This window comes from Saccharopolyspora sp. NPDC047091, from assembly GCF_040643635.1.
GTDB lineage: Bacteria > Actinomycetota > Actinomycetes > Mycobacteriales > Pseudonocardiaceae > Saccharopolyspora_C.
Map to the genome: position 1 here is coordinate 1 of NZ_JBEYUS010000080.1, position 26,440 is coordinate 26,440.

Below are 26,440 nucleotides of genomic sequence, written 5' to 3' on the forward strand. Positions count from 1 at the left end.
CCCGTTTTCACCTCCCTCTGTGTCCGCCCCTGGGCCCGCCCTTCCCGGGCAGCCGCCCCGACCGGGCGATCTCGACAGGACCGACCAGCGGGTACCTCTCGCCCACGGCACGACTCCGGGGGTGCAACGACGCTACCTGCGACACAGAACACCGAGTGGACGAAGCGAAAGCCGTCCACCCGGTGTGCACGTGCCGTCAACGCCGGTAGTCGTCGTACCCGTCGTCGTATGTGTCGTCGCGGTCCTCCTCGGACCATTCGCCAGGCGGTTCCGTGGACAGCTCCCGCTGCAATGCATCGACGTCCATGGTGGGCGAGCTGTACTTCAGCTCGCGGGCCACCTTCGTCTGCTTGGCCTTAGCCCGGCCGCGCCCCATGGCTCGACCCCCTCGCGCAGGGTGTGCGGGGTGGCCAGGGGAACGGCGACCCCGCATGATCTCGACAACTTTTCCTGTAACTACCGTACCGTGCCGATGCGGTTCTACGCGACGTGGTCTCCTGGAGAGTGTCCGTGTCGCGCGTGACCTTCCCCCCAGATCGTGGCTCGGCGGTCCGCGATCGTCGGGGGCCCGCGGCTCGCCGTCCAACGCGGGCAGCCGAAGGCACCATCGGGGCGCATGGCACGATACTCGCGTGCCTGAACCGTTCGTCGCCTACCTGAGGGTGTACGAACCCTTGTCGTCGATCGAGTCCCCGCTGCGCGAGCAGCTGGCCGCCACCCTGGAGCGGGGAGCGCTGGAACCGACCGTCGCGGCCACCAGGGAGCAGGACCAGTGGCTGCGCACCCAGGTGTCGGCGCCGCCGAAGCTGCTGCCCGACGAGAGCACCGACGCGCGCTCCGGCGACGTCCTGACGCTCGACCCCGAGTCCGTGCCGAGCGGTCCCGCCGCGACCGTCGGACCCGGACCGCTGGTGTGCCCCCTGGACCTGCGCGGCAGGTCCGCGGCGGCGCTCGTCGGCTTCCTCGGCGCGGCCGAGCCGCCGCTGCGCTCCGCGGTGCTGTCGCTGCCGGTGGAGAAGGCGAAGAGCCAGGCCAGCGCGGTCGTCAGCGAGCTCGCGGAGAACGCGGTGCACGTGCTCTCCTCCACCTGGACCGTCCCGCTGCCGTGGTTCGTGCTGGTCGACCCCGTCGAGCGGGAGGCGTCGAACTCCGACGGCACCCGCCGGGTGTGCTGGCGGGTCGCGATGGCCGACGCGCGGCGCCGGGTGGCGCGGGCGCACTCGGTCGCGCGGGATTCCATCGGCGACGGCGGGCCCACCAAGATCCTGCGGGAGACCGGTCGCTGGCTGGAGCGGTTCCACCCGCACTCCGCCGTGGAGCTGGACTACGGCGGCCTGGTGCAGATGATGAGCGACAGCGACCTGGACGCCGACACCTCGGCGGAGGACGTGCACGCGATCGTCGACGCGATGGAAGCCGGCGACACGGTGGAGGTCGGGGAGCGGTACGAGGCGCTGCGGGACTTCTGGTCCGAATTCGCGGCCCGCGAACGCTACAACTGACCGGTCCCGGTCCAGGTCCGGTTCGGGGGCTCCACGGGTCGTCGGCGCCGGTGGCTCCACAGGCGACGGCGCCGTCCTCGCCCGCCGAGCAACCCGCGGCCGGGATCGCCGCTCAGCCGCCGCGCCGCCGACCGGATGCCGATCGTCAGCGGTGGCAGCGGATTTCGCCGTTGAGGACCGCGAACCAGGACCCGTCGGCGTCGATCCACTCGCGCCACGCCGCGCTCAGCCGGTCCAGTTCGGCGCCGGTGGCCAGACCGCGGTCGACGGCTTGCGCGGCGAAGGCCGAGTCCCGCACGCGGTCCGCCCACAGCCCGCCCCACCAGGCGCGTTCCGCGTCGGTGGCGAAGCACCAGGCGGAGGCGGTGGCGTCGACCTCGTCGAACCCGGCTTCGCGCGCCCAGGCGAGCAGCCGCCGCCCGGCGTCCGGTTCGGCGTCGTTGCCGCGCGCCACCCGCTGGTACAGGTCGAGCCAGTCGGAGAGCGCGGGCACCTCCGGGTACCAGGTCATCGCCGCGTAGTCGGCGTCCCGGGCGGCGACGATCCCGCCGGTCCTGCACACCCGCCGCATCTCGCGCAGCGCCGCGACCGGGTCGGTGAGGTGCTGCAACACCTGGTGGGCGTGCACCACGTCGAAGGCGGCGTCCGCGAACGGCAGCGCGTACACGTCGGCGACCTGGAACGCGGTGTTCGAGGGGGCGTTCGCGCTCGCCTGCTCGACGATCTCGGCGGCGTTGTCGACGCCGGTGACGTGGCCGGGGGCGACGCGTTCGGCGAAGTCGTGGGTGATCGTGCCGGGCCCGCAGCCGACGTCGAGCACCGCGGCGCCGGGGGTCAGGTCCGCGAGCAGGTAGGCGGCGGAGTTCTCCGCGGTCCGCCAGCGGTGCGAGCGCAGCACGCTCTCGTGGTGCCCGTGCGTGTAGACGTCCTGAGCCATCGTAGCTCCCACATATTGGGAAATGAGTTCCAGAATATGAGCCTACGTCCGGGTCTGCGCGCACGACAAGTCCGCCCGGCGCCCCGCGGGGGTACCGGGCGGACGGGAGGTTCCTGCTCAGTCCAGAGCGCCCGCGACGAACCGCAGCACGCCGACCTGCTCGCCGCCGCCGAGCACCGGCTGCTCGGCGATGCGGTCCAGCTCGTCCCCGGCGACCTGCACGCCGAACGCGCGCAGCGCCGCCACCGCCACCGGGCCGCGGGCCCGCGCGGCGCCATCGCTGATCTTCACCGCGGCCGCGCGGCCGTCCGGCAGCGCCAGCGCGAGCACGCCCTCCGCGCCGATCTTCGACAGCAGCCCCGGGATCGCGGTCATCAGCGCGGTGTCGTCCCGGTCCGTGCCCGCGACCAGCCACGGGTGCGCGCGCATGGCGTCCGCCACCCGGCCCGCGTCGCCGCCCGCGGTGACCACGCCGCGGAACGTCCTGGCCAGCCCGAGCAGCGAGATCGCGAACAGCGGTGCGCCACAACCGTCCACAGTGGTCAGTTCGATCGAGTCGCCGGACAGCTCGGCGAGCACGTCCCGCGCGCCCCGCTGCAGCGGGTGCGCCGGATCCAGGTAGCCCTCCACCGGCCAGCCCCGCTGCACGCAGGTCGCCAGCATCGCCGCGTGCTTGCCGGAGCAGTTCATCGCGAGCCTGCTGGGCGCCGCGCCCGCCGCCAGCCACCGCTCGCGGGTCGGCTCGTGCCCGGGCAGGTCCGGCGGGCAGCGCAGCGCGTCCTCGTCCAGGCCGTGCCGCCGCAGCACCGCCAGCGCCCGCTCGACGTGCCCGGGTTCCCCGTTGTGGGAGGAGGCGCCCAGCGCCAGGTCGGCGTCGTCCGGCAGGTCCAGCCCGGCGCGCAGCATCGCCAGCGCCTGCGCGGGCTTCACCGTGGACCGCGGGAACATCGGCGAGCGCACGTCACCGGCGGAGCGCAGCACCGAACCATCGGCGTCCAGCAGCACCACCGATCCGAAGTGGACGCCTTCGCGCAGCCCGCCGCGCACCAGCTCGACGAGCGGGACGGGAGCGGTCAACGACGGTCCCGCTCGGCGGCCAGCAGGTCGTCCACCGAGGCGGCGCCCTCGCGGTAGCGGCGGGCGATCTCGCCGTTGAACCGGTCGACCACCGCCTGCACCTCGCGGCGGCGCTGCGAGACCGAGTCCTCCTCGCCGGTGTAGGCCGCCAGCGCGGTGTCCAGCTTGGCGTCCGTCAACGAGGTCACGTTCGACAGGTCCACGTCCGACACCAGCGCCTCCACGTGCCTGCGGTGCGCTTCGGCCCGCGACGGCTCGGTGGTCTGGTAGCGCCCGGAACCGGTGGCCGGGCCGACCGCGTTGTCGGAGAGGATGTTCACCAGCTGCTCCACCACCGACGCGGAGCCGTCCTCGGCACGCCTGCGCTGCTCGGCCCGCACGATGTCGATCCGCGCGTGCAGCATCCGCCGCAGGTACGACAGGTCGGTCTCCTCCTGGGCGGCCTCATCGCGCAGTTCGCGGACCTCGCCCAGCTCGAGCTGCTCGATCCCGTCGGCGTAGGCCGGGTCCAGGACCCGGTCGATCCGGCGGCGCCCACCGGGGCGGACTTCGATCACGTGCCCATCCTCCGTCGATCGTGCCCACCGGCACCCGATGCCCTGGCGGCATCGTGACGGCCGGTGCGGCTGGTGCGTCCAGTGTGCATGTCCTGCAAGTGCCCCCGCATCACGTCTTGATCCCGAGCAGCTCGGCGGCTCGTCCCGGTGCTTGCGGCGGCCGCTGCGCGATCTTCGCGACGCCCGCGGCCCTGGCGACCAGTTGCGCGTCGTCCCGGGCCGGCGTCCCCGGCGCGTAGTCCGGGGTGTCGCCGCGTCCGATACGGACGTGCGCACCACCGGCCAGCGCGGTCAGCAGCACGGGCAACCCGGCGGGTCCGACGCCCGCGGCGGTGCGGCCGGTTCCCGCGGGCACCTGATCCATTGCTGATGCGAACGCGGCGACCGCGCCGGGCCCGTCGTCGGTGAGGACGACCACCACGTGCGCGGGCTCCGGGACCTCCCGCAGCAGCGCCACCTCGGCCGCGCCGCGGGCCAGGAAGTGCAGCGCCGTTCCGCGCTCCGCCGCGCCCGCCCGCAGCTCGCGGAGGAACTCGGCAGGAGCGTTCAGCGGGGCGCAGAGCGCGTCCGCGCCGCAGGAGAGCAACTCGGCGGACGCGGTGTCCGGAGTGGCGGCCACGCGGGCCAGCAGCCCGGCCCCGCGCACCGCCAGCACCGCATCGGCGAGCGGAATCCCCGGGCCGGGCACCAGGTCCAGCACGGCGGCGCCGACGCGGGCGCAGTCCGCCGCGGTGCGGGCGAACCGCGCGACGGCGTCGGCACCGGACTCGTCGCGGTCCGGTCGGGCCGGGGCGACGGCGAGGACCGCGCCCGTCGGTTCCGGCGACCGTGTCATGGGGTGATCTTGGCACATCCGCGGCGCCGCGCAGTTGTTCCGATCCGTCAAATGTCCCCCGACCGGGTGGCGAAATCCATCAGCATCACCCAGTGTGGTCGCCGGTCGGGGGAACGCCGGGTCAGCGCCCGCGGAGCCCCTGCGCCGCGATCCGCCCCGGCGGCTCACCGGTGTCCGGCGGCACCGAATCCGGATCGACCGCGGCGGCCACCGCCCGGCCCTCCGCGGCCTCGCCCGCGACCAGCTCCACGTCCACCGGCGCGGTCCGCTTCAGCAGCGCCAGCGCCACCGGCCCCAGCTCGTGGTGCAGCACCACCGAACCGACCCGGCCCACCTTGCGCTCGCCGTGCCACACCGGATCACCGGTCTCCGGGCGGATCTCCACCGAACCGTCCAGGTGCAGCAGCACCATGCGCCGCGGCGGCTTGCCCACGTTGTGCACCTTCGCCACCGTCTCCTGGCCCCGGTAGCAGCCCTTCGCGACGTGCGCGGCCGTGTGGATCCAGCCCAGCTCGTGCGGGATCGCCCGCTCGTCGGTGTCCACGCCGACCCGCGGCCGCAGCGCCTCCACGCGCAGCGACTCGTAGGCCATCGTGCCCGCCGGGCGCACCCCCGCATCGGTCAACCGGGTCCACCAGTCCACCAGCGACTCGCGCGGCACCACCAGGTCCACCGTGTACAGCCCGCGGAACGGCACCGCCCGCGCGAACCCGCCGCCGGGCAGCCCGGCCACCTCGTACGGCTTCGTCGGCACCCCGGTGACGCCCGCCTTGCCGAGCAGGTCCACCGCGTCCGGGCCCAGCACGCTCAGCAGCGCGAACTCGTCCGAGGCGTCGCGCGGTTCGACCTTCGACCAGAACCGCATGGCCTCCAGGTACTCCAGCAGCGGCTGCTTGCCGTCCACGCCCATCGACGGCAGCGCGCTGGACGCCTGCGCGTCCGCCTCGGTGTCCAGGTAGACGACGCCGTCGTGGTGCGCGAGCAGCAGGTGGCAGTCGACCCGGCCCTGGCTGTCCAGCACCAGCGCCTCGGTGCCCCGGCCTTCGGGCAGTTCGGTGAGGTGCTGCGAGAGCACCAGGTGCAGCCAGCTCAACCGCTCCTCGCCGGGCACCGCGATGATCCGGCGGTGCGAGCGGTCCACCACCACCGCCGAACGCGTCGCCGACCGCTGCTCGGCGAACGGGTCGCCGAAGTGCCACGCGACCCCCACGTCGAGCGAGGTGTCCAGCGAGGCCTCCTCAGGAGCCGCTACGGCTCCGGGCAGCTCCAGCAGGGGTGAGTTCATCGTGTCTCCTCGACCGCGCGCTCCGGATGGTCGGCGCCCTCGGGGCCGCGGCACGCGCGGCACGTCCCCGACAGCGCCAGGTGCGTGGCGTCCAGCTCGAACCCGCGCCGCCGCCGCAACAGCTCCGCGAGGTCGTCGAGCAGGTCGCACGGCACCTCGTCGATCTCCCCGCACCGGTGGCACACCAGGTGCACGTGCTCGTGCTCATCCGCCGAGTACGTGGGAGCGCCGTGCCCGAGGTGGGTGTGGCGCACCAACCCGATCTCCTCCAGCACGTCCAGGGCACGGTAGATCGTCGTGATGTTCACCGCGTGCGCGGTGTCCCGCACTTGGCGGCACACCTGCTCGGGCGTGGCGTGCCCCAGTTCGCGCACGGCGTCGAGCACCAGCTGGCGCTGCGGGGTGACCCGCAGGCCGTGCCGGTGCAGTGTGGTGCGCAGCGATCCCTTCTCACCCACTGCTGGCTCCTGTGCTCGAAGGCGGCGGCTCACCTCCGATCGTATGCCCCGCGTCCGGGGCGGCCGTGCCCGAACTCCCCCTCGGCGCGGCCGGCCGGCACCGCCACCCCTGCGCGGGACGGGACCGCGGCAGGGCGCCTAGGCTGCGGGTATGCGTGTACTGGCACTGCTGGACGGGACGTTGGCCGACCCGGAGGCGCCGCTGATGCGCGCCGACGACCTGTCGGTCACCCGCGGCGACGGAATCTTCGAAACGATCTTGGTGGTGGCGCGCGAACCCCGCGAGCTGGGCCCGCACCTGGACCGGCTGGAGCGCTCCGGCGCGCTGCTGGACCTGCCGACCCCGCCGCGCGAGGTGTGGGAGCGCGCCACCCAGGCCGTGATCGACGCGTGGCCCTGGGACACCGACCGCGAGATGGCGCTGAAGCTCGTGTGCAGCCGCGGCATCGACGGCGGCGACGGCATTCCCACCGGCTTCGCCACCGGTTCCCCGGTCGGCGCCGACACGCTGCGCAAGCGCCGCGACGGGGTCTCCGCCGTCGCCCTCGACCGCGGGATCGCGCCGGACCTCAAGGAACGCGCGCCCTGGCTGCTGCTGTCCGCGAAGACGCTGTCGTACGCGACGAACATGGCCGCGCTGCGCGAAGCGGAACGCCGCGGCGCCGACGAGGTCATCTTCACCGCCACCGACGGATCGGTGCTCGAAGGCCCCACCTCGGCGGTCGTCATCGCCCAGGGCCGGACCCTGCGCACCCCGCCGCCGAGCAGCGGCATCCTGCCCGGCACCACGCAGGGCGCGCTGTTCCGCGCCGCCGAGAAGGCCGGCTGGGAGACGCGGGTCGAACCGTTCGACCTGGCGGAGCTGCGCGCCGCGGACGGCGTGTGGATGACCTCCAGCGTCCGGCTCGTCACCCCGGTGCGTTCCCTCGACGAGACCCCGCTGCCGGTGGACGCGGAGCTGAACCGGGAGCTCGTCGACCTCTACGAATCGCTGTACTGAAACGCGACGTGCCCCGCGGTGCGCGACCGCGGGGCACGTGCGTGATCAGGGGGCGTCAGCCGACGATGCGCTCCAGCTTCGCCGACAGCCGCGGCTGCAGCTCGTGCTCGGAGGTGGCGCGCTCCTCGACGTAGGCCAGCGACCCGTCGACGACGCCGTAGAGCCGGCTCGCCGCCGTCGCGTCCTCGCCGGTGGGGGTGCGGATCACCGCGTCCGTGGACAGCTCCCACGTCGTCTTGCCGCGCGGCTGGCCGAAGAACATCTCCGAGACGCCGGAGCTGTGCACCAGCAGCAGTTCGATCGAGTCGTCCGGCTGCGGCCGCCACCAGCCGACCTCGCGGAACGCGGGCTCCACCACGGAACCGCCCTCGCCGTCGAGCCGCCAGGCCCTGCTCTCGTAGTACAGGAACGGGCGCCCGTCGTGGGCGAAGGTGACCTGCTGCAGGAACCGGTAGCTCTCGTCCAGCGACGGGTGCGACGCCTCGCCCTCGCCGCGCCACACCCCGACCAGCGGCAGCAGCATCAGGCACGCGCTGTTCAGGTCGGGACCCTCGCGGAGGTTCGCGGTGTCACCGACGCCGGGCAGGTCGTCGAAGGACGGAACGTTGCGGGACCGGGTCTTCTCGGCGCGCTCCGCTGCGGCCTGCACCGCCGCGTCACCGCTGCCGGGCTCCGGCTGGTTGGACGTCGTGCTCATCGTGCGGAGATTACCCGCGCCACCGGCTCGCGAACCGGAGCGGGTCAGTCGTTGTACAGCCGGTACAGCACGTACCCGGCGAACCACAGGACCATCACCGTGGCGATGCCGAGCAGCGTGACGAGGCCGTAGTGCAGGAAAGGTATGAGTTCCACGCGCAAAGGATAACCACCGCGCGCACCGCGTGGGGTGTGGCGTCGGGCATGATTCGCAGGCAGCTGACCGCCAGAACTGGGGGGATCCGGGCCGACATGACCGATTTCGACACGCTGCGCGAGCGCGCGCTGGCCTTCCGCGAGGACCTGCTCGCGCGCAAGGAGAAGATCGCTCCCGCCGAGTTCGACTGGTACCCGTACGACACGATGGCGAACATCTTCCACCTGGACCGGCTGCTCACCGGCCCGCAGCGGCAGGTGTTCGACCGGATCGCGGGCAGCCGGATCGCCGACATCGGGGCCGCCGACGGCGACTTCGGGTTCTTCCTGGAGCACGAGCTGGGTTGCTCGGTGGACGTGGTGGACAACCCGCCGACGAACTTCAACGGCCTGCGCGGGGCGCGGCGGCTCGTCGAGGAGCTGTCCTCCGAGGTGCAGGTGCACGAGATCGACCTGGACTCGCAGTTCGCGCTGCCCGCGGAGCACTACGGGGCGGTGTTCTTCCTGGGGCTGCTGTACCACCTGAAGAACCCGTTCTACGTGCTGGAGGCGCTGGCCCGGCGGGCCGAGCTGTGCTTCCTGTCCACCCGGGTCGCGCGGCAGGCGCCGGACGGCACGCCGCTGCAGGACCAGCCGGTGGCGTACCTGCTGGACCCGGCGGAGGCGAACGGCGACGCCACCAACTTCTGGATCTTCTCGGAGACCGGGCTGAAGCGGCTGTTCGCGCGCACCGGCTGGGAGGTCGTCGAGTTCACCACCGTGGGCTGCGCGGAAGGTTCGGAACCGGGCCGCGCCGACCGCGACGAGCGGGCGTTCGCGCTGCTGCGCTCCACGAAGGTCTGACCCGAACGCACCGGAGGGCCGGCACCCGCGCGGGGTACCGGCCCTCCGGGAGAGCGGTCGGGATCAGGCGACCGCGATGTCCACCGGGTGCACGCCGGGACCGGACGCGGACACGTCCGACTGGCCCTTGCCGTCGCGGTGCAGCGCGCGCACCGTCCACGACCCGGGAGCCGCGTAGAACCGGAAGTCACCGTCCACCGAGGACACGACCTCGGCGGTGAACTCCCCGCTCGCGTCCAGCAGCCGCACGAACGCGCCGCCGACCGGAGCCGCGCCGGAGCGCACCTTGCCGGTCACCACGACCTGATCGGTGTCCTCGGCGACGGCCGTCGCCCCCTGCTGCGGCGCACCGCATCCGTCCAGGCTCATGTCACGCCTCCTGTTGGCTCGGGTTCTCGACCGGCACGCCCACCAGCGAGCCGTACTCGGTCCAGGAACCGTCGTAGTTCTTCACGTTCGCGTGCCCCAGCAGCTCGCGGAGCACGAACCAGCTGTGCGAGGAGCGCTCGCCGATGCGGCAGTAGGCGATGGTGTCCTTCGAGTCGTCCAGCCCGGCCTCGGCGTAGATCTTCTTGAGGTCCTCGTCGGCCTTGAAGGTGCCGTCCTCGTTGGCGGTCTTGCTCCACGGGACGTTCACCGCCTGCGGGATGTGCCCGGCGCGCTGCGCCGACTCCTGCGGCAGGTGCGCGGGCGCGACCAGCTTGCCCGCGAACTCGTCGGGGGAGCGCACGTCCACCAGGTTCTTGGCGCCGATCGCGTCGACGACCTCGTCGCGGAACGCGCGGATCGAGGTGTCGGGCTCCTGCGCCTGGTAGCTGGTGGCGCCGCGGTTCGGCTCGTCCTTGACCAGCTGGCGGCCGTCGAGCTCCCACTTCTTGCGCCCGCCGTCGAGCAGCTTCACGTCCGAGTGGCCGTAGAGCTTGAAGTACCAGTACGCGTAGGCGGCGAACCAGTTGTTGTTGCCGCCGTAGAGGATCACGGTGTCGTCGTTCGAGATGCCCTTGGCGGAGAGCAGCTTCTCGAAGCCCTCCCGGCTGACGAAGTCGCGGCGCACGTGATCCTGCAGGTCGTTGCGCCAGTCCAGCTTGATGGCGCCCGGGATGTGGCCGCCGTCGTAGGCGGTCGTGTCCTCGTCCACCTCGGCGAACACGACCTTGTCGGTGTTCAGGTTCTGTTCGGCCCAATCGGTGGAGACCAGGACCTCTGCACGGCTCATCGAGCGACTCCTTCTCGTTTCCGTTCCTTGCACGTGTGTTGCGGGCCCGTCAGCGGGCTTCCTGCTTCGCCGGGGCGAACCGGCGCAGCACCAGGTACAGCTGGCAGCCCAGGCAGTAGCCGAACGCCGCGTTCAGCAGCGCCGCCACCAGGGCCAGCGCGTTGGCGACCGTGCCGAGCACGGTCCACTCCAGGGCGTATCCGGCGGTGGCGACCACCGCGAACACGAACCCGACCCCCTGCGAGAAGCGCACCGGCGCCGGGTCCTCCCGCTCCGATTGCGGGATGGCCGGCAGCCGCGGCGCCACCGCTGAGCGGTACACCGCGCCCCACGGGTTCAAGCCCATGCCGACGAAGGCGCACAGCGCGAACAGCACCGTCTGGACCGCGAGCACCCGCCAGCTCCCGGTGACCAGGCCGATGGCCAGGATCACGCAGGTGATGGCGGCGGTGAAGCGGACTCCGCGCGGGTCGAGGGTGGCGGGCATGGGCATCCTCCGTAGCTGGACCGACAGGGTGGACCGGAGCTCGGGAACCGGCTGAAAGCCCGGTCCGGCCGGCGGTGCGGGATGCGGGCTGCTGCGCGGGGACGATCTCCCCTGCGAGCGCCGCGCGCATCGTTCACCGCCCGGTCAGCACTCCGGACACAGGCTGCTGCCCACGCGGCAGAAGTCCACCGCGCGCCGTCGGGTCAGCAGTACGCGCACGGCTCGGAGGCTACCCGCCTCGGCCGATCGGCGGGAAGAACGTTCACTGGGTGAGACGCACCTCGTGCTCCGATGCGCCGTCCCGCGTGTGGAAAACCGCAGTTCACCGGTGGTGTCGCGGGAGGTGGTGGCCGGGTCGCGCAGAGCTCGGGACATCGGCCCCGGCGGGTTTCCCAGCATCCGGGCGATCATGGCAGGTGCGGCCGCAGCGCGGCGGTGAGCTCGTCGCGGCGGGGCACGCCGCCGACCCGGAACAGCTCGCGCCCGGTGGAGTCCAGCGCCAGCGTCGTCGGCGTCCGGTGCACCCGCAGCGGCGTCGACCACTCGGGGTGGTCGGTGAGGTCCACTTCGACGTGCCGCATCCCCTCGGTGCGCTGCGCCAGGTCGGCCAGCAGGATGCGGGTGTGCCTGCACGGCGCGCAGAACGTGGTGGACAGCTGCAGCAGCGTCACCCCGGCGCCGGTGAGGTCGCCGAGCCGGGTGCGCAGACCGTCGGGCAGGTGATCGGACACGTCGGGTGCAACGCGGGCGGGGGCGCCGGTCTTCCCGGTTCCGGAGCCGTCCTCGACCGGGTCGTCCTCGACCGGGCCGTCCGCGGTCGCGGCTCCCCCGGCCGGTTCGGCGCCGGTCGGGCGGTCCTGCGGCGTGCCGTCCGCCGAGCCCACGGCTGTCGCGGAGCCCGCGGTTTCGTCGGTGCTCTCGGTCTCACCGGTGCCCGCGGCGTGCTCCACGGACTCCAGGCGCTCCGAGTTCTCCGGGTCTGCCGGCTTCCCCATGCCCGCCGGCGTCGCCGCGTTTCCGGTCCCAGTCCCGGTCCCGGCCGCGCCGTCCCGCTGCGCGCCCGCGGTCCCGAGCCGACCGCTCGTCGCCGCGGGCCGCACCCGTCCTTCGCGGGAGCGCCACCAGAAGCCGAACGCGAGCGTCGCGGCGACCACGACCAGCAGCACCGCCCACCCGGTCATCCGGTGGTCACCCCGCCCTGGCCGATCGTCACGTCCTCGGCGGTGCCCTCCATGACCAGCGCGCCCCGCTCCACCCGCACCGCGGTGGGCCGCACCTCGAAGGGCAGCACGCCGGGGTCGATGGTGGTGGTGAACTGCTGCAGGATCGACTTCTCGAACACGTCGCCGAGCGGGATGTCCGACAGCGCCTGGTCGGCGATGTCCAGCTTCTTCGGTTCGATCTTGAGCTGGCCGTTGAGCAGCGACAGCACCGCGATCACCTTGACCCGCACGTCGTTGCCCGCGATGTCGAGCGATCCGTCCAGCGCGACCGTCGCGCGGCTCGGATCGCTCGCCCCGGTGCCGGTGGTGCCGCTGGAGCCCTCGTTCGCCTCGTCCGCCGGCTCGTCCAGCGCGTCCTTCGGCGCCGGGTTGATCGTCAGGTCCGTGATGCCGATGAAGCGCCCCACGTCGGAGGCCTTCAGCTTCACCCGCCCGACCAGCTCGTCCACCTGGATCTCGTTCGCGGTGCCGCCGACGACGTCGCTCAGCGGGACCCGCGCGTGGTGCAGGTTCGCCTCCACGCCGAGCTCGCTGAGCTGGCCCACGCGCACCGCCTTCGCGGCGAGCTCCACGTCCCGGTAGTCCCCGGCGACGGCCTGGGTGAGGAACGGGAAGCCGTGCACCCGCACCGACGGGTCCTCGTCGAGCTTCAGCTGGTCGCGGACCTGCTGCGACACCTGGTACTCGGCTACCGACGCCGCGCCGTAGTCGGCGACGACCAGCAGGCCGAGGACGAGGAGCAGCGTGACGACGAGCTTCTTCACCGCAGGCGTCCGTTCTGTCGGGGGCGGGGTCGGGATCGGGCGTGGTCGGGGTGATCCGCCGCGGTTCACCTTCGCACCCGACCGGTCGGCGCCGACAGGTGTGCTGGACAACAACCACCGGAACGCCCGTCCGCCCCGCCCCCCGGCAGCGGCGGAGCGGCCGGTCAGCAGCGGTCGCCCGCTGCGCAGGCCCAGCGGGCCATCCGGTCCACCAGCTCCGGGGTGGTCGCGCTCTCCGCGTGCCGCATGCCCTGCTCCAGCCACAGCTCGCCGCCCGCGGCCGCGTGCAGCGCCTCCGCGTCGGCCACCGGGAAGTAGTGGTCGTCGGTGCCGTGCACCAGCAGCGCCGGGGTCGGCGCGAGCAGCGGGGCCAGTTCGATCGGCGACGCCGGGATCTCCGCCCACTCGTCGCCCAGCCGCACGCCCAGCAGCCGCGCCGCCCACCGCCCGTGCGGTTGTTCCAGCAGCCAGTGCACCCGCCGCATCGCCGGGGTGTCCCGCACCCACCAGCGCGCGGGACCGCTCACCGAGATCATCGCGTCCGGCCGCTCCGCCGGTGCGGCCAGCGCGGCCTGGCGCAGCGCGACCGCGCCGCCGAGCGAGAACCCGATGCTCACCACCCGCCGGTGCCCGAGCTCGCGGAGCCGCGCCAGCGCCGCCGCCATGTCCGCGACCTCGGCAGGCCCGACCGAACTGGTCCCGCCCGAGCGGCCGTGCCCGCGGAAGTCCACCGCGAGCACCGGCCCGTGCTCGGCGAGCCGCCGCAGCACCGCCCGCACCGCCGGTTTCCGGACGTGGTTGGTGAAGCCGTGCCCGACGGCGAACGCGGTGCCGCCGCCGCCCGCACCGGTCAGGTACTGCCCGCGCAACCGCACTCCGTCCGCGGTCGTGAGCGTGATCGGCGTGGGACGAAACATCGGCGCAACACGGGTTCGCAGCGCCTTCACAAATGTGATGCCGTCCGGTTCACCTGGGGTTTTCGTACTCATGAGGGGTATTGTGCTCGGCATCCACAGGCAACGAAGCCGGGTCGTCCGGCCTGTCGCGCCGTCCGGGCGGCCTCCGCGAGCCGCCGCTTCGGTGATGGCCCTGGGACGGGAGGCACCCCACATGAGTTCCGAACTGCTGCTGCTGACCAGCGATCTGAACGGCGAAGCAGCACTGCCCGCACTGGCACTGCTGCCGCACCGGGTGCGCGTCCTGCCCCCCGATCCCGGAGCGATCCTCTCCGCAGGCGCCCACGACGTGGTGCTCGTCGACGCCCGCACCGACCTGGCCGGGGCCAGGGACCTGTGCCGCGTCCTCGCCGCCGGGGACGCCCCGGTGATCGCGATCGTCAACGAGGGCGGTCTGGTCACGATCAGCGCCGAGTGGGGCGTGGACGAGATCCTGCTGCCGACCAGCGGCCCCGCCGAGGTGGACGCCCGGATGCGGCTGCTCACCACCCGCCGCGCCGGGGAGAGCGCCGCCGCGGACGGTTCGCTGTCGGTCGGCGACCTCGTGATCGAGGAGGCCACCTACACGGCGCGGCTGAAGGGCCGGGCGCTGGAGCTCACCTACAAGGAGTTCGAGCTGCTCAAGTACCTGGCGCAGCACGCGGGCCGGGTGTTCACCCGCGCGCAGCTGCTGCAGGAGGTGTGGGGCTACGACTTCTTCGGCGGCACCCGCACGGTCGACGTGCACGTGCGGCGGCTGCGGGCGAAGCTCGGCGCCGAGTACGACTCGATGATCGGGACGGTGCGCAACGTGGGCTACAAGTTCGTCCGCCCCGCCCGTTCCGCCCCGCCGCAGCAGCCCGCCACCTCCGGCGCGGTCGAAGCGGCCGAAGCCATCATCGCCGCCCACTCCTGAGCCGCCACCGCCGAACCGCCCCCACCGCTCCGAGCGGCGGGGGCGGTTTCGGCCTGTCAGCTGATCGACGTGATGCGGCAGGTGCCTGCGATCCCCGTTCGCCCGTGCGCGGAGATCGTCACGTTTCGGATCTCGGCGTTCGGGACCCCGGTGGTGAACACCGCTTCCCGCTGCACCGGGGCGAATTCCCCGCTGGTGCCGGTGAGCACCGAGCCGTCGACCTTCTCGATCCGGTACGAGAACGTATCGCCGGGAAGGCCGTGGACGGTGAACTCGGCGACCGGGGCGTCCGAGGCCCGCTGGACCACGGATACCGGGCATTCCCGGGCATCCGCCACGCCCAGGACGGACTGGTCCGCCCTCCTCCCGGGCTCAGGGGCGGAGGGCTCGGCCGACGCGGGGTTCGACGGTCCGGAACCGCCCGCGCAGGAGGACGGCGAGGACAGCAATGCCCCCGCGGTGACGACCAGCATCGTCGTGCCGATCCTCGTCCTGGCCATCGGTTCCGCCCAAGTCCTCACCAGTCGTCGTGCACTTCGCAGGGTACGGACGAGATCCGGGCGGGCGCGGGCTTCGGCGTCGTCCGGGGTGCCGTGCCGGGTTCGTCACGTGTGCTGGGCGGGGTCGGGTGGGTAACGTCGGGCCCGTGCAGCTGACGTGGCGGAACGGACTGGACCAGGCCGAGGTGGCCGAGGTGGTGGCACTGCTCGACGCGGCCGCGGAGGCCGACGGGGTGGCGCCCGCGGGAGAGCACGTGCTCATGCGGTTGCGGGCGCACCGCGACGTGGCGCAGCAGATCGAGCCAGTGCAGGCGGACGTGCGGTCCGAGCACTTCGTGGTGCGCTCGGCGGCGGGTGAGCTGCTCGGCTACGCGCACCTGGACACCGCGGACGAGGCGGACGGCCTGCTGGTGGCCGAGCTCGCCGTGCACCCGGCGCAACGCCGCGGAGGTGTCGGCACCCGGCTGGTGCGGGCGCTGCTGGAGCGCGCCGACCTGCCGCTGGAGGGTGCGGGCGAGGACACCGGCCGGCTGCGGATCTGGTCGCACGGCGAGCACCCGGGCGCGCTGCGGCTGGCGGAGCGGTTCGGCTTCGCCCGCCCGCGCGAGCTGTGGCGGATGGGCCTGCGGCTCGCCGACGCCGAGCTGCCCGCGGCCGCGGCTCCCGAGGGCGTGTCGATCCGCGCGTTCCGGCCCGGCTCCGACGAGGCCGCCGTCGTCGCGGTCAATCACCGAGCGTTCCGGTGGCACCCGGAGCAGGGCGCGATGAGCGAGGCGGATCTGCGCGAGAAGGAGGCGGAGGACTGGTTCGACGCGACCGGCTTCTTCCTCGCAGTGGACGCGCAGGACCGCCTGCTGGGCTTCCACTGGACGAAGGTGCACCCGGGCGGCGAAGGCGAGGTGTACGTCGTCGGAGTGGATCCGGACACGCAGGGTAGCGGTTTGGGGAAGCTGCTGACGGCGGCCGGACTGCACCACCTGCGGGAAATCGGCTGCGCGGAGGTGCTGCTCTACGTCGAGGGCGACAACGCGCCCGCCATCAAGGTCTACCAGCGGCTCGGCTTCGAGCGCACCGATCTGGACGTGCAGTTCGGGCGGTGATCCGCGACGTTCGTCCGGATCACCGACTGCGAACGCCTGGATCACGAGATGGTGGCCGATCACCCGTTGGAACGTGGCGCTGCTTACTTAGCGTGCCTTGTTCACTTCACGTTCACCCGCTGCATGGCGCGAATCCACTCCTACTGCTTAGCGTTCGGGGACGAGCGGCAGCGTGCCGCGCCCACGGTGTTTCCCTGATCTGGAGGAACGAAGTGAAGATCAAGCGGCACAGCGCTGCGCTCGGATTCTTCGCGGCCGGCACGCTCGTGCTGTCGGCCTGCGGCACCGACCAGAACGTTCCGCAGGGCGGCGCCAACCCCGCCCTGGCCGGGCTGAACGTCGAGTGCGGCACCAAGCCGATCTCCGCCGAAGGCTCCTCGGCGCAGAAGAACGCCATGGACGTGTTCGCCCGCGACTACGGCATGGCCTGCGAAGGCCAGCAGCTGAACTACACCAAGTCCGGCTCCGGCAAGGGCGTCGCCGCCTTCACCGCCGGGCAGATCGACTTCGGCGGGTCCGACTCGCCGCTGGACGAGGCCGACGGCGAGGTCGCCAAGGCCGCCGAGCGCTGCGCGGGCAACCCGGCGTGGAACATCCCGATGGTCTTCGGCCCGATCGCGGTGTCCTACAACGTCGCGGGCGTCGACGACCTGGTGCTCAACGCCGACGTGATCGCGAAGATGTACCAGGGCCAGATCAAGAACTGGAACGACCCGGCGGTCGCCGCGCTGAACCCGGGCAAGCAGCTGCCGGACCTCGCGGTCGTCCCGTTCTTCCGCTCCGACGAGTCCGGCACCTCGGACAACTTCCAGAAATACCTGAGCACCGCCACCGGCGGCGCCTGGAAGGGCGAGGGCAAGCAGTTCGAGTCCGGGCCGGGCATCGGCCAGGGCCGCGAGGGCAGCGACCAGGTCGCCCAGTCCGTCAAGGCCACCCCGGGCGCCATCACCTACGTCGAGTGGTCCTTCCCGAAGAACCTCGGCCTCGGCATCGCCAAGATCGACAGCGGTGCCGGCCCGGTCGACCTGACCACCGAGAACGTCGGCAAGGCCATCGACGGCGCCAAGGTCGAAGGCGAAGGCCACGACCTGCGGGTCGACCTCGACTCGATCTACGGCAACAAGCAGCCGGGCGTCTACCCGATCGTGCTCAACACCTACGAGATCGTCTGCTCGAAGGGCTACGACCCGGAGACCGCCAAGGCCGTGAAGGCCGTGCTGACCGTCGCCGCCAACGCGGACGCCGCGCAGCTGGAGCAGGCCGGGTACGTCGCGCTGCCCGAAGCGTTCAAGCAGAAGGTGCTGGGCGCCGTCGGCGCGATCGCGTGACGCCCCGGAATCCCCTCCACCAGTGAGAGGCTGCACGAAGCAGTGAACGACTCGACAAGAGCCGACCAGCGCCCGGCGGGCACCGGAACCTCCGGTGCCCGCACGGGCGTTTCGGCATCCACTTCCGGACCGGAGGCCGTCATTTCCGCTCCCGAAGCGCCCCCGGCGGACGAACCGAAGAAGGTCGTCCGCGCCGGGGACCGCGCATTCCAGTCCCTCGCGACCGGGTCCGGGATCTTCGTCGTCGCGCTGATCGCGGCGATCGGGATCTTCCTGCTGATCCGGGCCGTGCCCTCGTTGCAGGCGAACCAGGTCAACTTCCTGTTCAGCCGGGTGTGGGACACCTCCGACCCGAACGAGCTGAGCTTCGGCATCGCCGACCTCGCGTGGGTGACGGTGGCGAGCTCGCTGGTCGCGCTGGTCTTCGCGATGCCCATCGCGTGCGGGATCGCGCTGTTCCTCACCCAGTACGCGCCGCCGTCGCTGGCCCGCCCGTTCGCCTACATCGTCGACCTGCTGGCCGCGGTGCCCTCGGTGATCTACGGCCTGTGGGGCGTGCTGGTGCTGGGGCCGGTGCTCAAGCCGGTCGCGCTCTGGCTGAACCAGAACCTCGGCTGGATCCCGATCTTCGCGGGTGGCAACGCGCCCGCCGACAGCGGCATGAACATCTTCACCGCGGGCATCGTGCTCGCCGTGATGATCCTGCCGACCATCACCGGCGTCACCCGCGAGGTGTTCCAGCGGACGCCGAAGGCGCACATCGAAGGCGCCCAGGCGCTCGGCGCCACCCGCTGGGAGGTCGTGCGGACGACGGTGTGGCCGTTCGGCCGCAACGGTTTCATCGGCGGTTCGATGCTCGGCCTCGGCCGCGCGCTCGGCGAGACCGTGGCGCTGACGGTCATCCTCAGCACGGTCAACAGCGGGCCGAACTTCAGCCTCTTCGACGTGGGCGCGACGTTCGCCTCCAAGATCGCGCTCGGCTCCGGCGAGTTCAACAACAACATGCAGGTCGGCGCCTACATCTCCGCCGGTCTGGTGCTGTTCGTCATCACCTTCGCGGTGAACGCGCTCGCCCGGTGGATCGAGAGCGCCAGCGGTAAGGGGAAGTCATGACAACGAACGCCGCTGACGTCGAGCGCCCCGCCGCACCCCCGGCGTTCCAGCACCTCGGGTTCGCCCGGAAGTTCAAGAACCACCTCGCGACGACCGTGTTCACCGCGGCGTTCCTGATCGCCGTCGTCCCGCTGCTGTGGGTGCTGATCACCCTGCTGCAGCGCGGGCTCGCCCCGGTGCTGAGCAGCACCTGGTGGACGCACTCGTTCAACGGCCTGCTGCCCACCGACTTCGGCGGCGGCATCAACCACGCGCTCGCGGGCACCCTGCTCGAAGGGCTCATCTGCGCGGTCATCTCGGTGCCGCTGGGCGTGCTCGTCGCGATCTACCTGATCGAGTACGGGCAGAACTCGCGGTTCGCGAAGGTCGCCACCTTCATGGTGGACATCCTCAGCGGCCTGCCGTCGATCGTGGCCGGCCTGTTCATCTACGCGCTGTGGATCACCACCTTCGGCTTCAGCCGGAGCGGGTTCGCGGTGGCGCTGTCGCTGGTGCTGCTCATGGTGCCGGTGGTCGTGCGCGTCACCGAGACGATGCTGCTGATCGTCCCGGACGAGCTGCGCGAAGCCTCGTACGCGCTGGGCGTGCCCAAGTGGAAGACGATCGTGAAGGTCGTGCTGCCCACCGCGCTGTCCGGCATCCTCACCGGCGTCATGCTCGGCCTCGCCCGGGTGCTCGGTGAGACGGCGCCGCTGCTGATCCTCGTCGGCTACTCGAGCTCGATCAGCTACGACATGTTCGGCGGCGAGCTCGCGTCCCTGCCGCTCACGATCTTCATGGAGCGCGGGACCGGCACCCCCGCCGGCGACGCCCGCATGTGGGGCGCCGCGCTCACCCTCGTTCTCGTCATCATGCTGATCAACCTCGTGGCGTCGCTGCTGTCGAGGCTGTTCGCCGTCAAGACCAAGTAGGGCGGATCCCATGGCCAAGCGTCTCGACATCAAGGACCTCAACCTGTACTACGGCAAGTTCCACGCCGTGCAGGACGTGACCTTGCAGGTTCCGGCCCGCAGCGTCACCGCGTTCATCGGTCCCTCCGGCTGCGGCAAGTCGACCGTGCTGCGGTCGCTGAACCGCATGCACGAGGTCGTGCCGGGAGCCCGCGTCGACGGCAAGGTGCTGCTCGACGGCGAGGACATCTACGGCGCCCACGTCGACCCGGTGCAGGTGCGCCGCACCATCGGCATGGTCTTCCAGCGGCCCAACCCGTTCCCCACCATGTCCATCCGGGACAACGTGGTGGCCGGGCTGAAGCTCGCCGGGGAGAAGAACAAGAAGCACCTCGACGAGGTCGCGGAGCGGGCGCTGCGCGGCGCGAACCTGTGGGAAGAGGTCAAGGACCGGCTGGGCAAGCCCGGCGGCGGCCTCTCCGGCGGTCAGCAGCAGCGGCTCTGCATCGCGCGGGCCATCGCCGTGCAGCCGGACGTGCTGCTGATGGACGAGCCGTGCTCGGCGCTGGACCCGATCTCCACGCTGGCGATCGAGGACCTGATCTCCACGCTGAAGCAGGAGTACACGATCGTCATCGTCACGCACAACATGCAGCAGGCGGCGCGGGTCAGCGACCAGACCGCGTTCTTCAACCTGCGCGCGGTGGGCGAACCCGGCCAGCTCGTGGAGATCGACGAGACCGGGCGGATCTTCTCCAACCCCAGCCAGAAGGCCACCGAGGACTACATCTCGGGCCGCTTCGGCTGATCGAGCGCCACGACCGGAGCCCGTCCCGCACCGCCGGGGCGGGCTCCGCTCGTCCTCAGGCCTTCCAGTCGTCGGCGACCGCGGAGATGTAGGCGCTGGACTCCTTCGGGGGCAGCGCGATGCCGCAGACCTTCTCGAACGCGGTCAGGTAGTCGCCGGTGTCGGCGGGCTTGTCCAGGAACCGCGAACTCGCGGAGTCCCCGACGTGCACCACCTGCGGGTCGGCGTCCGAGGGGAACGAGAACACCGAGATCCGCTCGCCCATCAGCGGGTGCCCGCCGTGCGCGAACGGCAGCACCTGGATGGTCACGTTCCGCCGGTAGCCCATCAGCACCAGGTGCTCCAGCTGCTGGCGCATCACCACCGGCCCGCCGACGCTGCGGCGCAGCGCGGCCTCGTCCAGCACCGCCCACAGCTCCAGCGGTTCGGCGCCGAGCAGCCGCTGCTGCCGGGTGGTGGTGACGGTGAGCCGTTCCTGCCGGTCCGCTTCGGCGGGCGGGCGCAGTTCGGCGCCGAACAGCGCGGTGGAGTACTCGGCGGTGTGCAGCAGCTCGGGGATGGGGTCGGCGCCGAAGCAGCTGACCGCCTTCGCCGCCGTCTCCAGCCCGAGGTGCGTCTCGAAGCCGGGGCGCTGCGCCGTCGTCGGGTACCGCTGCCACCAGCCGCGCTCCTTGGAGCCCTGGGCGAGTTCGATCAGCTCGTCGATCCGGTCGCCGGTGATGCCGTAGAACTCGGCCATCAACCGCACGTCGGAGGTGCGCACCGGGACCCGGCCCAGCTCGATCTGGCTGATCTTCCCCTGCGAGCAGTCCAGGTGGGCCGCGACCTCGCGGTGCGTGCGGCCCGCGGACTCGCGCAGCTTGCGCAGTTCACCGCCGAGGCGCCGGCGGTGCACGGTCGGACTGTTATGCACCCTCGGCCTCCGGTGGGACGGCGGCGAGGGGCGAGGCGTCGGTGCTGGTCACGGCACGAACCTTCGCATACGGCATTCGGCCCCAACGACTGGTGAGACCGAGTATTAATACGTCGTTTGCCGTTTCGGGTCCTGTTCTCCCAGTTCAGCGGCCCTCCGAACAGCGGTGGACACGCCGCGTGACCTGATGGCGTGAAAAGGCCCGCCGAAGTCCCCTCGAACGAGGGACACGGCGGGCCTGCGGAACGAGCCCGGCTCAGCTGGTCGGCATGCTCCCGGTCACGGTGAACACGACGCGGCGGCCGACGGCGACCGCGTGGTCGGCGAACCGCTCGTAGAACCGGCCCAGCAGCGTCACGTCCACCGCCGCGGCCACCCCGTGCGACCACTCGGAGCTCATCATCACGGTGAACAGGTGGCGGTGCAGGTCGTCCACGGCGTCGTCGGCGGCCTCCAGGTCGCGGGCGGCGTCGATGTCGCGGGAGCGGATCACCGCGGCGGCGCGGCCGCACAGGTCCACCGCGACCCGGCCCATCTCGGCGAAGTACTCCTGGACCGGCTCCGGCAGCACCGGCTGCGGGTGCCTGCGGCGGGCCGCCTTCGCGACGTGCAGCGCCAGGTCGCCCATCCGCTCCAAGTCCTCGGCGGCGTGGATGGTGGAGATGACGGTGCGCAGGTCGCCTGCCACGGGCGCCTGCAGGGCGAGCAGGCCGAACGCCTGCTCCTCGGCGCGGGCGCGGGCCTCGTCGACGTGCACGTCCTCCTCGATGACCTGTTCGGCCAGAGTCAGATCGGCCTCCAGTAGCGCCTTCGTGGCGCGCTCCATCGCCGTTCCGACCATGGTCGACATCGAGGCGAGCTCCTCGGCGAGATCGCCGAGCTGTTCCTGGTAGACCTCACGCATGCCGGTCACCTTACTTCCGGGAAGAATCGGACAAGACGCACGCTGGTGAATCGCCGGTGAACGGACCATGATGGGCCCGTTCGAGTGGTATTGCAGACGTCACCATTCGATCAGAGCACTTCCGGGCGCAACAAGCGGTGAACGGGTCAAAGCGGACAAATAGCCCGGTGTTCTCAGCCGCACACGTCCGAGCCGGCGTTCACCGTGCTCAGATCCGTCGGCAGCTGGGCCTGCTGCTCGCCCGCCGCCTGCACCGGACCGGTGTACGAGGTGCCCAGCTCCAGCCGCAGCTCACCACCGGCCGCGTCGTCCTGCACGGCCGTCGCCCCCGGCACCGCGGACGCCAGCAGCCGTGCCGCCGCCGCGTTCGCCGCGCTGTGCCGGACCACGGTCCGCTCGCTCTCCTCGGACACCGTCTCCGACCCGGCCACCGGATAGCCCGCCGCGCCCAGCTCGTCGGCGGTGCGCCCCGCCAGCCCGTCCCGGCCGGCGGCGTTGATCACCCGCACCGGCACGTCGGACGGCTTCGCCGTGGCGGCGCCGCCGAACGACACCGGGCTCGTCGACGCCGGACCCGCGCCACCCGCGGCGCCGGGCACGCCCGCCTGCCGCGGCGACACCGGAGCGTCCTCGATGATCGCCCGGAACAGCGCGGCGGCCTCCTCCGGATCCAGCTCCTCGCGACCCTCGTCGTTCGCGTAGCCGGTGGTCGGAACCGTGATGAACGTGATCTTCCCGGCGTCCATGCCCTGCATCGAACGACCCAGCTCCAGCAGCTGGTCGGTGCCGACGTTCTCGCCGAAGGTGTTCGCCGCGACCGCGTCCACGAATCCGCCGAGCTTCTGCGGGTCCATCAGCACCTGCCCGGACATCGCCTTGCGCAGCAGCGAGGACAGGAACAGCTGCTGGCGCTGCATCCGCCCGTAGTCCGAGGTCGGGTCGCCCTGCACGTGCCGCGCGCGCACGTAGTTCAGCGCCTGCGTGCCGTCCAGCGTCTGCGGGCCCGCGTTCGGCAGCACCACGCCGATCTTGTCGTCCACGATCGGGATCGTGGAGCAGATGTCCACGCCGTGCATCGCGTCCACCATCGACCGGAAGCCCTGGAAGTCGATGCCCAGGAAGTTCGTGATCGACAGGCCGGACAGCTGCTGCACGACCTTGGTGGTGCACTTCGGCCCGCCGACCGCGTAGGCCTCGTTCAGCTTGGTCGCCGTGCGCGGACCGGCCTCTTCACCGGTGTACTGGCCGGTATCCGGGTTCCAGCGCTCGCAGGCGGGGATGTCCACCTGCAGGTCGCGCGGGAAGGACACGACGAGCACGCGGCTCCGGTCCGCCGGGATGTGCGCGACCATCGTCGTGTCGGCGCGGGCGCCCGGCTCGTCGGTGGTGTCGCCGACGCCGTCCGCCTCGGTCGCCCCGGCGCGGGTGTCCGAACCCAGCAGCAGGAAGTTCCGGTCGCCGGACTGCTTCGAGATGTCCTTGATCGACGAGGAGCCCGGGTCGAGCGCGGCGACGTCCTTGAACTTCGCGTCCACCCACGCCTTCGCGCTCCAGCCGATGCCGGTCGCGACGAAGATCGTCAGCGCGGCGGCGACCGCGAGGGCCTTGAGGATGCGGATGGTGCGGCGCTTGCGCTGCTCCTTCTTCCAGTCCATCCGGGACGAACCGGCGTCGCGGCCCTCGACGAAGTCGAACGGCATGTCGCGGCCCAGCTCGGGCTCCTTGCGCATGCCGAACAGCCACGAGTACTTCTTGCGCCGCGCGTCCTCTTCGATGGCGATCTCGTCGTGCACCGCGGAGAACCGGGCCAGCGTCGCGTCGATCTGGCGGATCTCGTCGCTGTCGCCGCCGTCGGCGGAGTCCGCGTCGTCCTGGTCCTCGTCCGCGTCGTCCGAGCCGGTGTCGGCGGCCGGGACGGGCGCGACGATCGCGGTCTCGTCGGCGGCGGCGTCGCTGCGCGCCGGGCGCTCCGGGACGCGGGTGATCTTGGTGGCCTCGGCGGGCGGGTTCGCCGGTTCGGCGGGCACCGCGGGCACTACGGCGGTCGCCTCGGGGTCCTCGGCGGCAGGCGTGGCCGCGGGTGCGGGGCGGCCGGGCCGTCCCGGTCGGCCGGGGCGAGCCGGTGGCTGCGCGTCGGCGGGCGGGGCTTCGCGTCGCCTGCGCGGCGCCTCGGGTTCGGCGGTGGGTTCGCCGGAGAGCGCCTTGGCGATGTGGGTGGCTTCCGCGTCCGGGGTGGCGCCCAGCGCACCGGCAGCGGCCTGCTGCGGGTCGGGGCGGCGACGTCGCGGCGCGTCCTGCGGCCGCGGGCGCCCGGGGGCGGGCTGCCTGCCGGTCTGCGGATGCCCGGGGCGGCCCGGGGGCTGCGCGTCGGCGGGCGGTTCGGCGGAGCGGTGGCCGCCGGTGCGCGGTTCCTGCGGTGCGGGCGGTTGCTGGCCGCGGCCGCGCCGGGCGGCGGGGCCCTGCGGCGGGCGCGGGGGTGCCGACCACTCGGCGGCTTGCGCGTCCGAGGCGGGCGGCTGCTGCGCGGCGGGCTGCTGGTTGGCCGGGGGTTGCTGGGTCGCGGGCGGCTGTTGCGCGGCCGGGGGCTGCTGCGGCTGCGGGCGCTGCGGCGCCTGCCGGTTCGGCGGGGCGGCGGGTTGCTGGCCGTGCGGCTCGGAGTGCCTGCCGTCCCCGGCGGGACGGCTCGGCGCGGCGGGACGGGTGCGCCCGGTGGGCGGCCGCGAGGCCGATTCGGGCGGCGTCCAGTCGGAGCGCCGTTCGGGCGGCGGGCCGCCGCGGGTGGGGCGGCCGCGGGACGGTGCCTGCGCGGACTGGGGGGTCTGGTGCGAACCGCTCTGCTGCGCGGCGGGAGGTTGCGCCACGGGCGGCTGCGCGGGCTGCTGCGGCTGCGCCGCGCGCGACCGGCGTCCGCCGCCGCTGTCGGGGTTCTCGGGTTCGGCGGCGCGGCGGTGCGAGCCGGTGCCCGCGCCGGGAGCCTTGCCGTGCTTGGACAGCAGATCGAACACCCGCGTGCCGCCGGTGCCGTCGTCGCCTAACGCGCGTCGGCGCCGCCCGGACTGCTGTTCGGGGGCGTTGTCCTCGTCCGGGCCCCCGTCTTGGTGGGGACTGTGGTGCCCGTGCTGGCCATGCCGGGGGTCCTGCGGCACCCGTGTTCCCTCCCCACCGTCGCAATCGATGGTGTCGTCGTTCGGTATGGGCGTCAGCGGTCGACTCCCCGAAGTCCTATCGCTTAACGCTCCCGAGATAGTACGGCTGATCGCCCGAACTGACGATAGTGGGCGACAATTTCTTCACAATCAGTGCACGATTCGCTGAGATCGTGCGCCAGATCGCCCAACTGTGTTACGCCGCTTGACCGGCGCATACACCCTGAGTAGGTACCATCGGTTCCGGCGAGATCGCTCTCAGTAGCCGAGCAGTCGAGCCCCGGTGCGCCGCTCCGCGCCCAGGCCCGCGATGTGGACCTCGCTCGCCGAACGGTAGGCCACCGCGTTGCGGCCTGATTGCTTGGCCGCGTACAGCAGGGCGTCCGCGCCGATGAGCTGCTGCTCGGCGGTCGCGGACGGCGAGGCGTGCTGGCCGGTGTCCGGTTCGTGCGCCATCCCGATGCTCACGGTGACGCGCAGCCCCGGCGCCAGCTGCGTCCAGGGGAACCGCTCGATGCGGATGCGGGCCGCCTCGCACACGGCGACCGCGCGGGCCGCGTCGATGGACGGCAGCACGAGCACGAACTCCTCGCCGCCGTAGCGCGCGCAGAACGAGCCCGACGGCAGCGCCTCCTGCAGCAGGTCCACGACGCGCTGCAGCACCCGATCCCCCAGCAGGTGCCCGTAGGTGTCGTTGACCTGCTTGAACCAGTCCAGGTCGACGAGGCCGACGGCCAGCCCGCCGGGCCCGTCCACGGCCAGCAGGTCGGCGAGGCGTTCGTCGAGGTACCGGCGGTTGTAGCTGGCGGTGAGGCTGTCCCGGAGGCTCTGCTCGCGGGCTTCGGCGTGTT

At 72.3% G+C, this 26,440-nt stretch carries 27 protein-coding genes and 1 pseudogene; 9 read left to right on the forward strand and 19 right to left on the reverse strand.

Annotated elements, in window-relative coordinates; all coding sequences use genetic code 11:
• Nucleotides 1-196 precede the first annotated feature (196 nt).
• Nucleotides 197-376, reverse strand: coding sequence for a DUF3073 domain-containing protein (locus tag ABZ805_RS25380; RefSeq protein WP_184484381.1), 180 nt, complete (start codon nt 374-376; stop codon nt 197-199).
• Between the two features lie 256 nt (nt 377-632).
• Between ABZ805_RS25380 and ABZ805_RS25385 the strand changes: the two genes are divergently transcribed.
• Entirely contained in the window at nt 633-1,502 is an 870-nt protein-coding gene (locus ABZ805_RS25385; protein WP_358445125.1) for a hypothetical protein, read from the forward strand.
• Nucleotides 1,503-1,647: 145 nt separating this feature from the next.
• On the opposite strand, the gene ABZ805_RS25390 is transcribed toward ABZ805_RS25385, so the two are convergent.
• The 6 genes from ABZ805_RS25390 to ABZ805_RS25415 form a co-directional block, all read right to left on the reverse strand.
• A complete protein-coding gene (locus ABZ805_RS25390; protein WP_358445128.1) occupies nt 1,648-2,439 on the reverse strand; it encodes a methyltransferase domain-containing protein in 792 nt (263 codons plus the stop codon).
• 117 nt (nt 2,440-2,556) lie between these two features.
• Nucleotides 2,557-3,516 (reverse strand): asparaginase, encoded by a 960-nt coding sequence (locus ABZ805_RS25395; RefSeq protein ID WP_358445131.1) that lies wholly within the window; start codon nt 3,514-3,516, stop codon nt 2,557-2,559.
• Entirely contained in the window at nt 3,513-4,073 is a 561-nt protein-coding gene (locus tag ABZ805_RS25400; protein WP_358445134.1) for an aerial mycelium formation protein, read from the reverse strand. The genes ABZ805_RS25395 and ABZ805_RS25400 overlap by 4 nt, the downstream gene beginning before the upstream one ends.
• Nucleotides 4,074-4,182: 109 nt before the next feature.
• A complete protein-coding gene (locus ABZ805_RS25405) occupies nt 4,183-4,908 on the reverse strand; it encodes a 3-keto-5-aminohexanoate cleavage protein (protein WP_358445137.1) in 726 nt (241 codons plus the stop codon).
• Between the two features lie 121 nt (nt 4,909-5,029).
• A complete protein-coding gene (locus ABZ805_RS25410) occupies nt 5,030-6,193 on the reverse strand; it encodes a folate-binding protein (protein ID WP_358445140.1) in 1,164 nt (387 codons plus the stop codon).
• On the reverse strand, nt 6,190-6,651 hold the full coding sequence (locus tag ABZ805_RS25415; protein ID WP_224958001.1) for a Fur family transcriptional regulator: 462 nt from the start codon (nt 6,649-6,651) through the stop codon (nt 6,190-6,192). Before ABZ805_RS25415 ends, ABZ805_RS25410 begins: the two co-directional genes overlap by 4 nt.
• Nucleotides 6,652-6,802: 151 nt before the next feature.
• On the opposite strand from ABZ805_RS25415, the gene ABZ805_RS25420 reads away from it, so the two are divergent.
• Nucleotides 6,803-7,651, forward strand: a complete 849-nt coding sequence (locus ABZ805_RS25420) for an aminodeoxychorismate lyase (RefSeq protein ID WP_358445143.1) — start codon at nt 6,803-6,805, stop codon at nt 7,649-7,651.
• A 55-nt stretch (nt 7,652-7,706) separates the two neighbouring features.
• Here ABZ805_RS25420 and ABZ805_RS25425 read toward each other — a convergent pair whose 3' ends face one another.
• The gene (locus ABZ805_RS25425; protein WP_358445146.1) at nt 7,707-8,348 is read right to left on the reverse strand and encodes an FABP family protein; all 642 of its coding nucleotides are present in this window, start codon (nt 8,346-8,348) and stop codon (nt 7,707-7,709) included.
• Between the two features lie 251 nt (nt 8,349-8,599).
• On the opposite strand from ABZ805_RS25425, the gene ABZ805_RS25430 reads away from it, so the two are divergent.
• Nucleotides 8,600-9,346, forward strand: a complete 747-nt coding sequence (locus ABZ805_RS25430) for a methyltransferase domain-containing protein (RefSeq protein WP_358445149.1) — start codon at nt 8,600-8,602, stop codon at nt 9,344-9,346.
• Between the two features lie 63 nt (nt 9,347-9,409).
• On the opposite strand, the gene ABZ805_RS25435 is transcribed toward ABZ805_RS25430, so the two are convergent.
• From ABZ805_RS25435 to ABZ805_RS25460, 6 genes and pseudogenes are all read right to left on the reverse strand, one after another.
• A complete protein-coding gene (locus ABZ805_RS25435; RefSeq protein ID WP_358445152.1) occupies nt 9,410-9,715 on the reverse strand; it encodes a DUF1416 domain-containing protein in 306 nt (101 codons plus the stop codon).
• Between the two features lies 1 nt (nt 9,716).
• Complete coding sequence (locus ABZ805_RS25440; RefSeq protein WP_358445155.1) at nt 9,717-10,562, reverse strand: sulfurtransferase; 846 nt, start codon at nt 10,560-10,562, stop codon at nt 9,717-9,719.
• Between the two features lie 49 nt (nt 10,563-10,611).
• Nucleotides 10,612-11,049 (reverse strand): DUF4395 domain-containing protein, encoded by a 438-nt coding sequence (locus ABZ805_RS25445; protein WP_358445158.1) that lies wholly within the window; start codon nt 11,047-11,049, stop codon nt 10,612-10,614.
• A 407-nt stretch (nt 11,050-11,456) separates the two neighbouring features.
• Nucleotides 11,457-11,732 (reverse strand): annotated as a pseudogene (locus ABZ805_RS25450) (thioredoxin family protein); the annotation flags it as partial.
• Nucleotides 11,733-12,226: 494 nt separating this feature from the next.
• Nucleotides 12,227-13,036, reverse strand: a complete 810-nt coding sequence (locus ABZ805_RS25455) for an LmeA family phospholipid-binding protein (RefSeq protein ID WP_358445161.1) — start codon at nt 13,034-13,036, stop codon at nt 12,227-12,229.
• Nucleotides 13,037-13,200: 164 nt separating this feature from the next.
• The gene (locus ABZ805_RS25460) at nt 13,201-13,953 is read right to left on the reverse strand and encodes an alpha/beta fold hydrolase (protein WP_358445164.1); all 753 of its coding nucleotides are present in this window, start codon (nt 13,951-13,953) and stop codon (nt 13,201-13,203) included.
• 193 nt (nt 13,954-14,146) lie between these two features.
• On the opposite strand from ABZ805_RS25460, the gene ABZ805_RS25465 reads away from it, so the two are divergent.
• Entirely contained in the window at nt 14,147-14,887 is a 741-nt protein-coding gene (locus ABZ805_RS25465; protein WP_358445167.1) for a response regulator transcription factor, read from the forward strand.
• A 56-nt stretch (nt 14,888-14,943) separates the two neighbouring features.
• Here ABZ805_RS25465 and ABZ805_RS25470 read toward each other — a convergent pair whose 3' ends face one another.
• On the reverse strand, nt 14,944-15,387 hold the full coding sequence (locus ABZ805_RS25470) for a hypothetical protein (protein WP_358445170.1): 444 nt from the start codon (nt 15,385-15,387) through the stop codon (nt 14,944-14,946).
• Nucleotides 15,388-15,533: 146 nt separating this feature from the next.
• Between ABZ805_RS25470 and mshD the strand changes: the two genes are divergently transcribed.
• The 5 genes from mshD (at nt 15,534) to pstB (ending at nt 20,626) form a co-directional block, all read left to right on the forward strand.
• Entirely contained in the window at nt 15,534-16,487 is a 954-nt protein-coding gene (gene mshD / locus ABZ805_RS25475) for a mycothiol synthase (protein ID WP_358445173.1), read from the forward strand.
• A gap of 212 nt (nt 16,488-16,699) precedes the next feature.
• Nucleotides 16,700-17,815 (forward strand): phosphate ABC transporter substrate-binding protein PstS, encoded by a 1,116-nt coding sequence (gene pstS, locus ABZ805_RS25480; protein WP_358445176.1) that lies wholly within the window; start codon nt 16,700-16,702, stop codon nt 17,813-17,815.
• A gap of 141 nt (nt 17,816-17,956) precedes the next feature.
• Nucleotides 17,957-18,928 carry a phosphate ABC transporter permease subunit PstC gene (gene pstC, locus ABZ805_RS25485; RefSeq protein WP_358445197.1) on the forward strand — a complete coding sequence of 324 codons (972 nt, stop codon included), beginning with the start codon at nt 17,957-17,959 and terminating at the stop codon, nt 18,926-18,928.
• A complete protein-coding gene (gene pstA / locus ABZ805_RS25490; protein ID WP_358445179.1) occupies nt 18,925-19,839 on the forward strand; it encodes a phosphate ABC transporter permease PstA in 915 nt (304 codons plus the stop codon). The genes pstC and pstA overlap by 4 nt, the downstream gene beginning before the upstream one ends.
• 10 nt (nt 19,840-19,849) lie before the next feature.
• Nucleotides 19,850-20,626 (forward strand): phosphate ABC transporter ATP-binding protein PstB, encoded by a 777-nt coding sequence (gene pstB, locus ABZ805_RS25495; RefSeq protein WP_358445182.1) that lies wholly within the window; start codon nt 19,850-19,852, stop codon nt 20,624-20,626.
• Nucleotides 20,627-20,681: 55 nt separating this feature from the next.
• Here the strand turns inward: pstB and ABZ805_RS25500 are convergent, their stop codons facing one another.
• The 4 genes from ABZ805_RS25500 to ABZ805_RS25515 form a co-directional block, all read right to left on the reverse strand.
• Nucleotides 20,682-21,521: a helix-turn-helix transcriptional regulator gene (locus ABZ805_RS25500; RefSeq protein ID WP_358445185.1), complete on the reverse strand. Its 840-nt coding sequence runs from the start codon at nt 21,519-21,521 to the stop codon at nt 20,682-20,684.
• A gap of 274 nt (nt 21,522-21,795) precedes the next feature.
• Entirely contained in the window at nt 21,796-22,443 is a 648-nt protein-coding gene (phoU, locus tag ABZ805_RS25505) for a phosphate signaling complex protein PhoU (protein WP_358445188.1), read from the reverse strand.
• A 173-nt stretch (nt 22,444-22,616) separates the two neighbouring features.
• Nucleotides 22,617-25,589: an LCP family protein gene (locus ABZ805_RS25510; RefSeq protein WP_358445191.1), complete on the reverse strand. Its 2,973-nt coding sequence runs from the start codon at nt 25,587-25,589 to the stop codon at nt 22,617-22,619.
• 258 nt (nt 25,590-25,847) lie between these two features.
• Nucleotides 25,848-26,440: GGDEF domain-containing protein (locus tag ABZ805_RS25515; RefSeq protein ID WP_358445194.1), on the reverse strand; the 593-nt coding region annotated here is incomplete at its 5' end.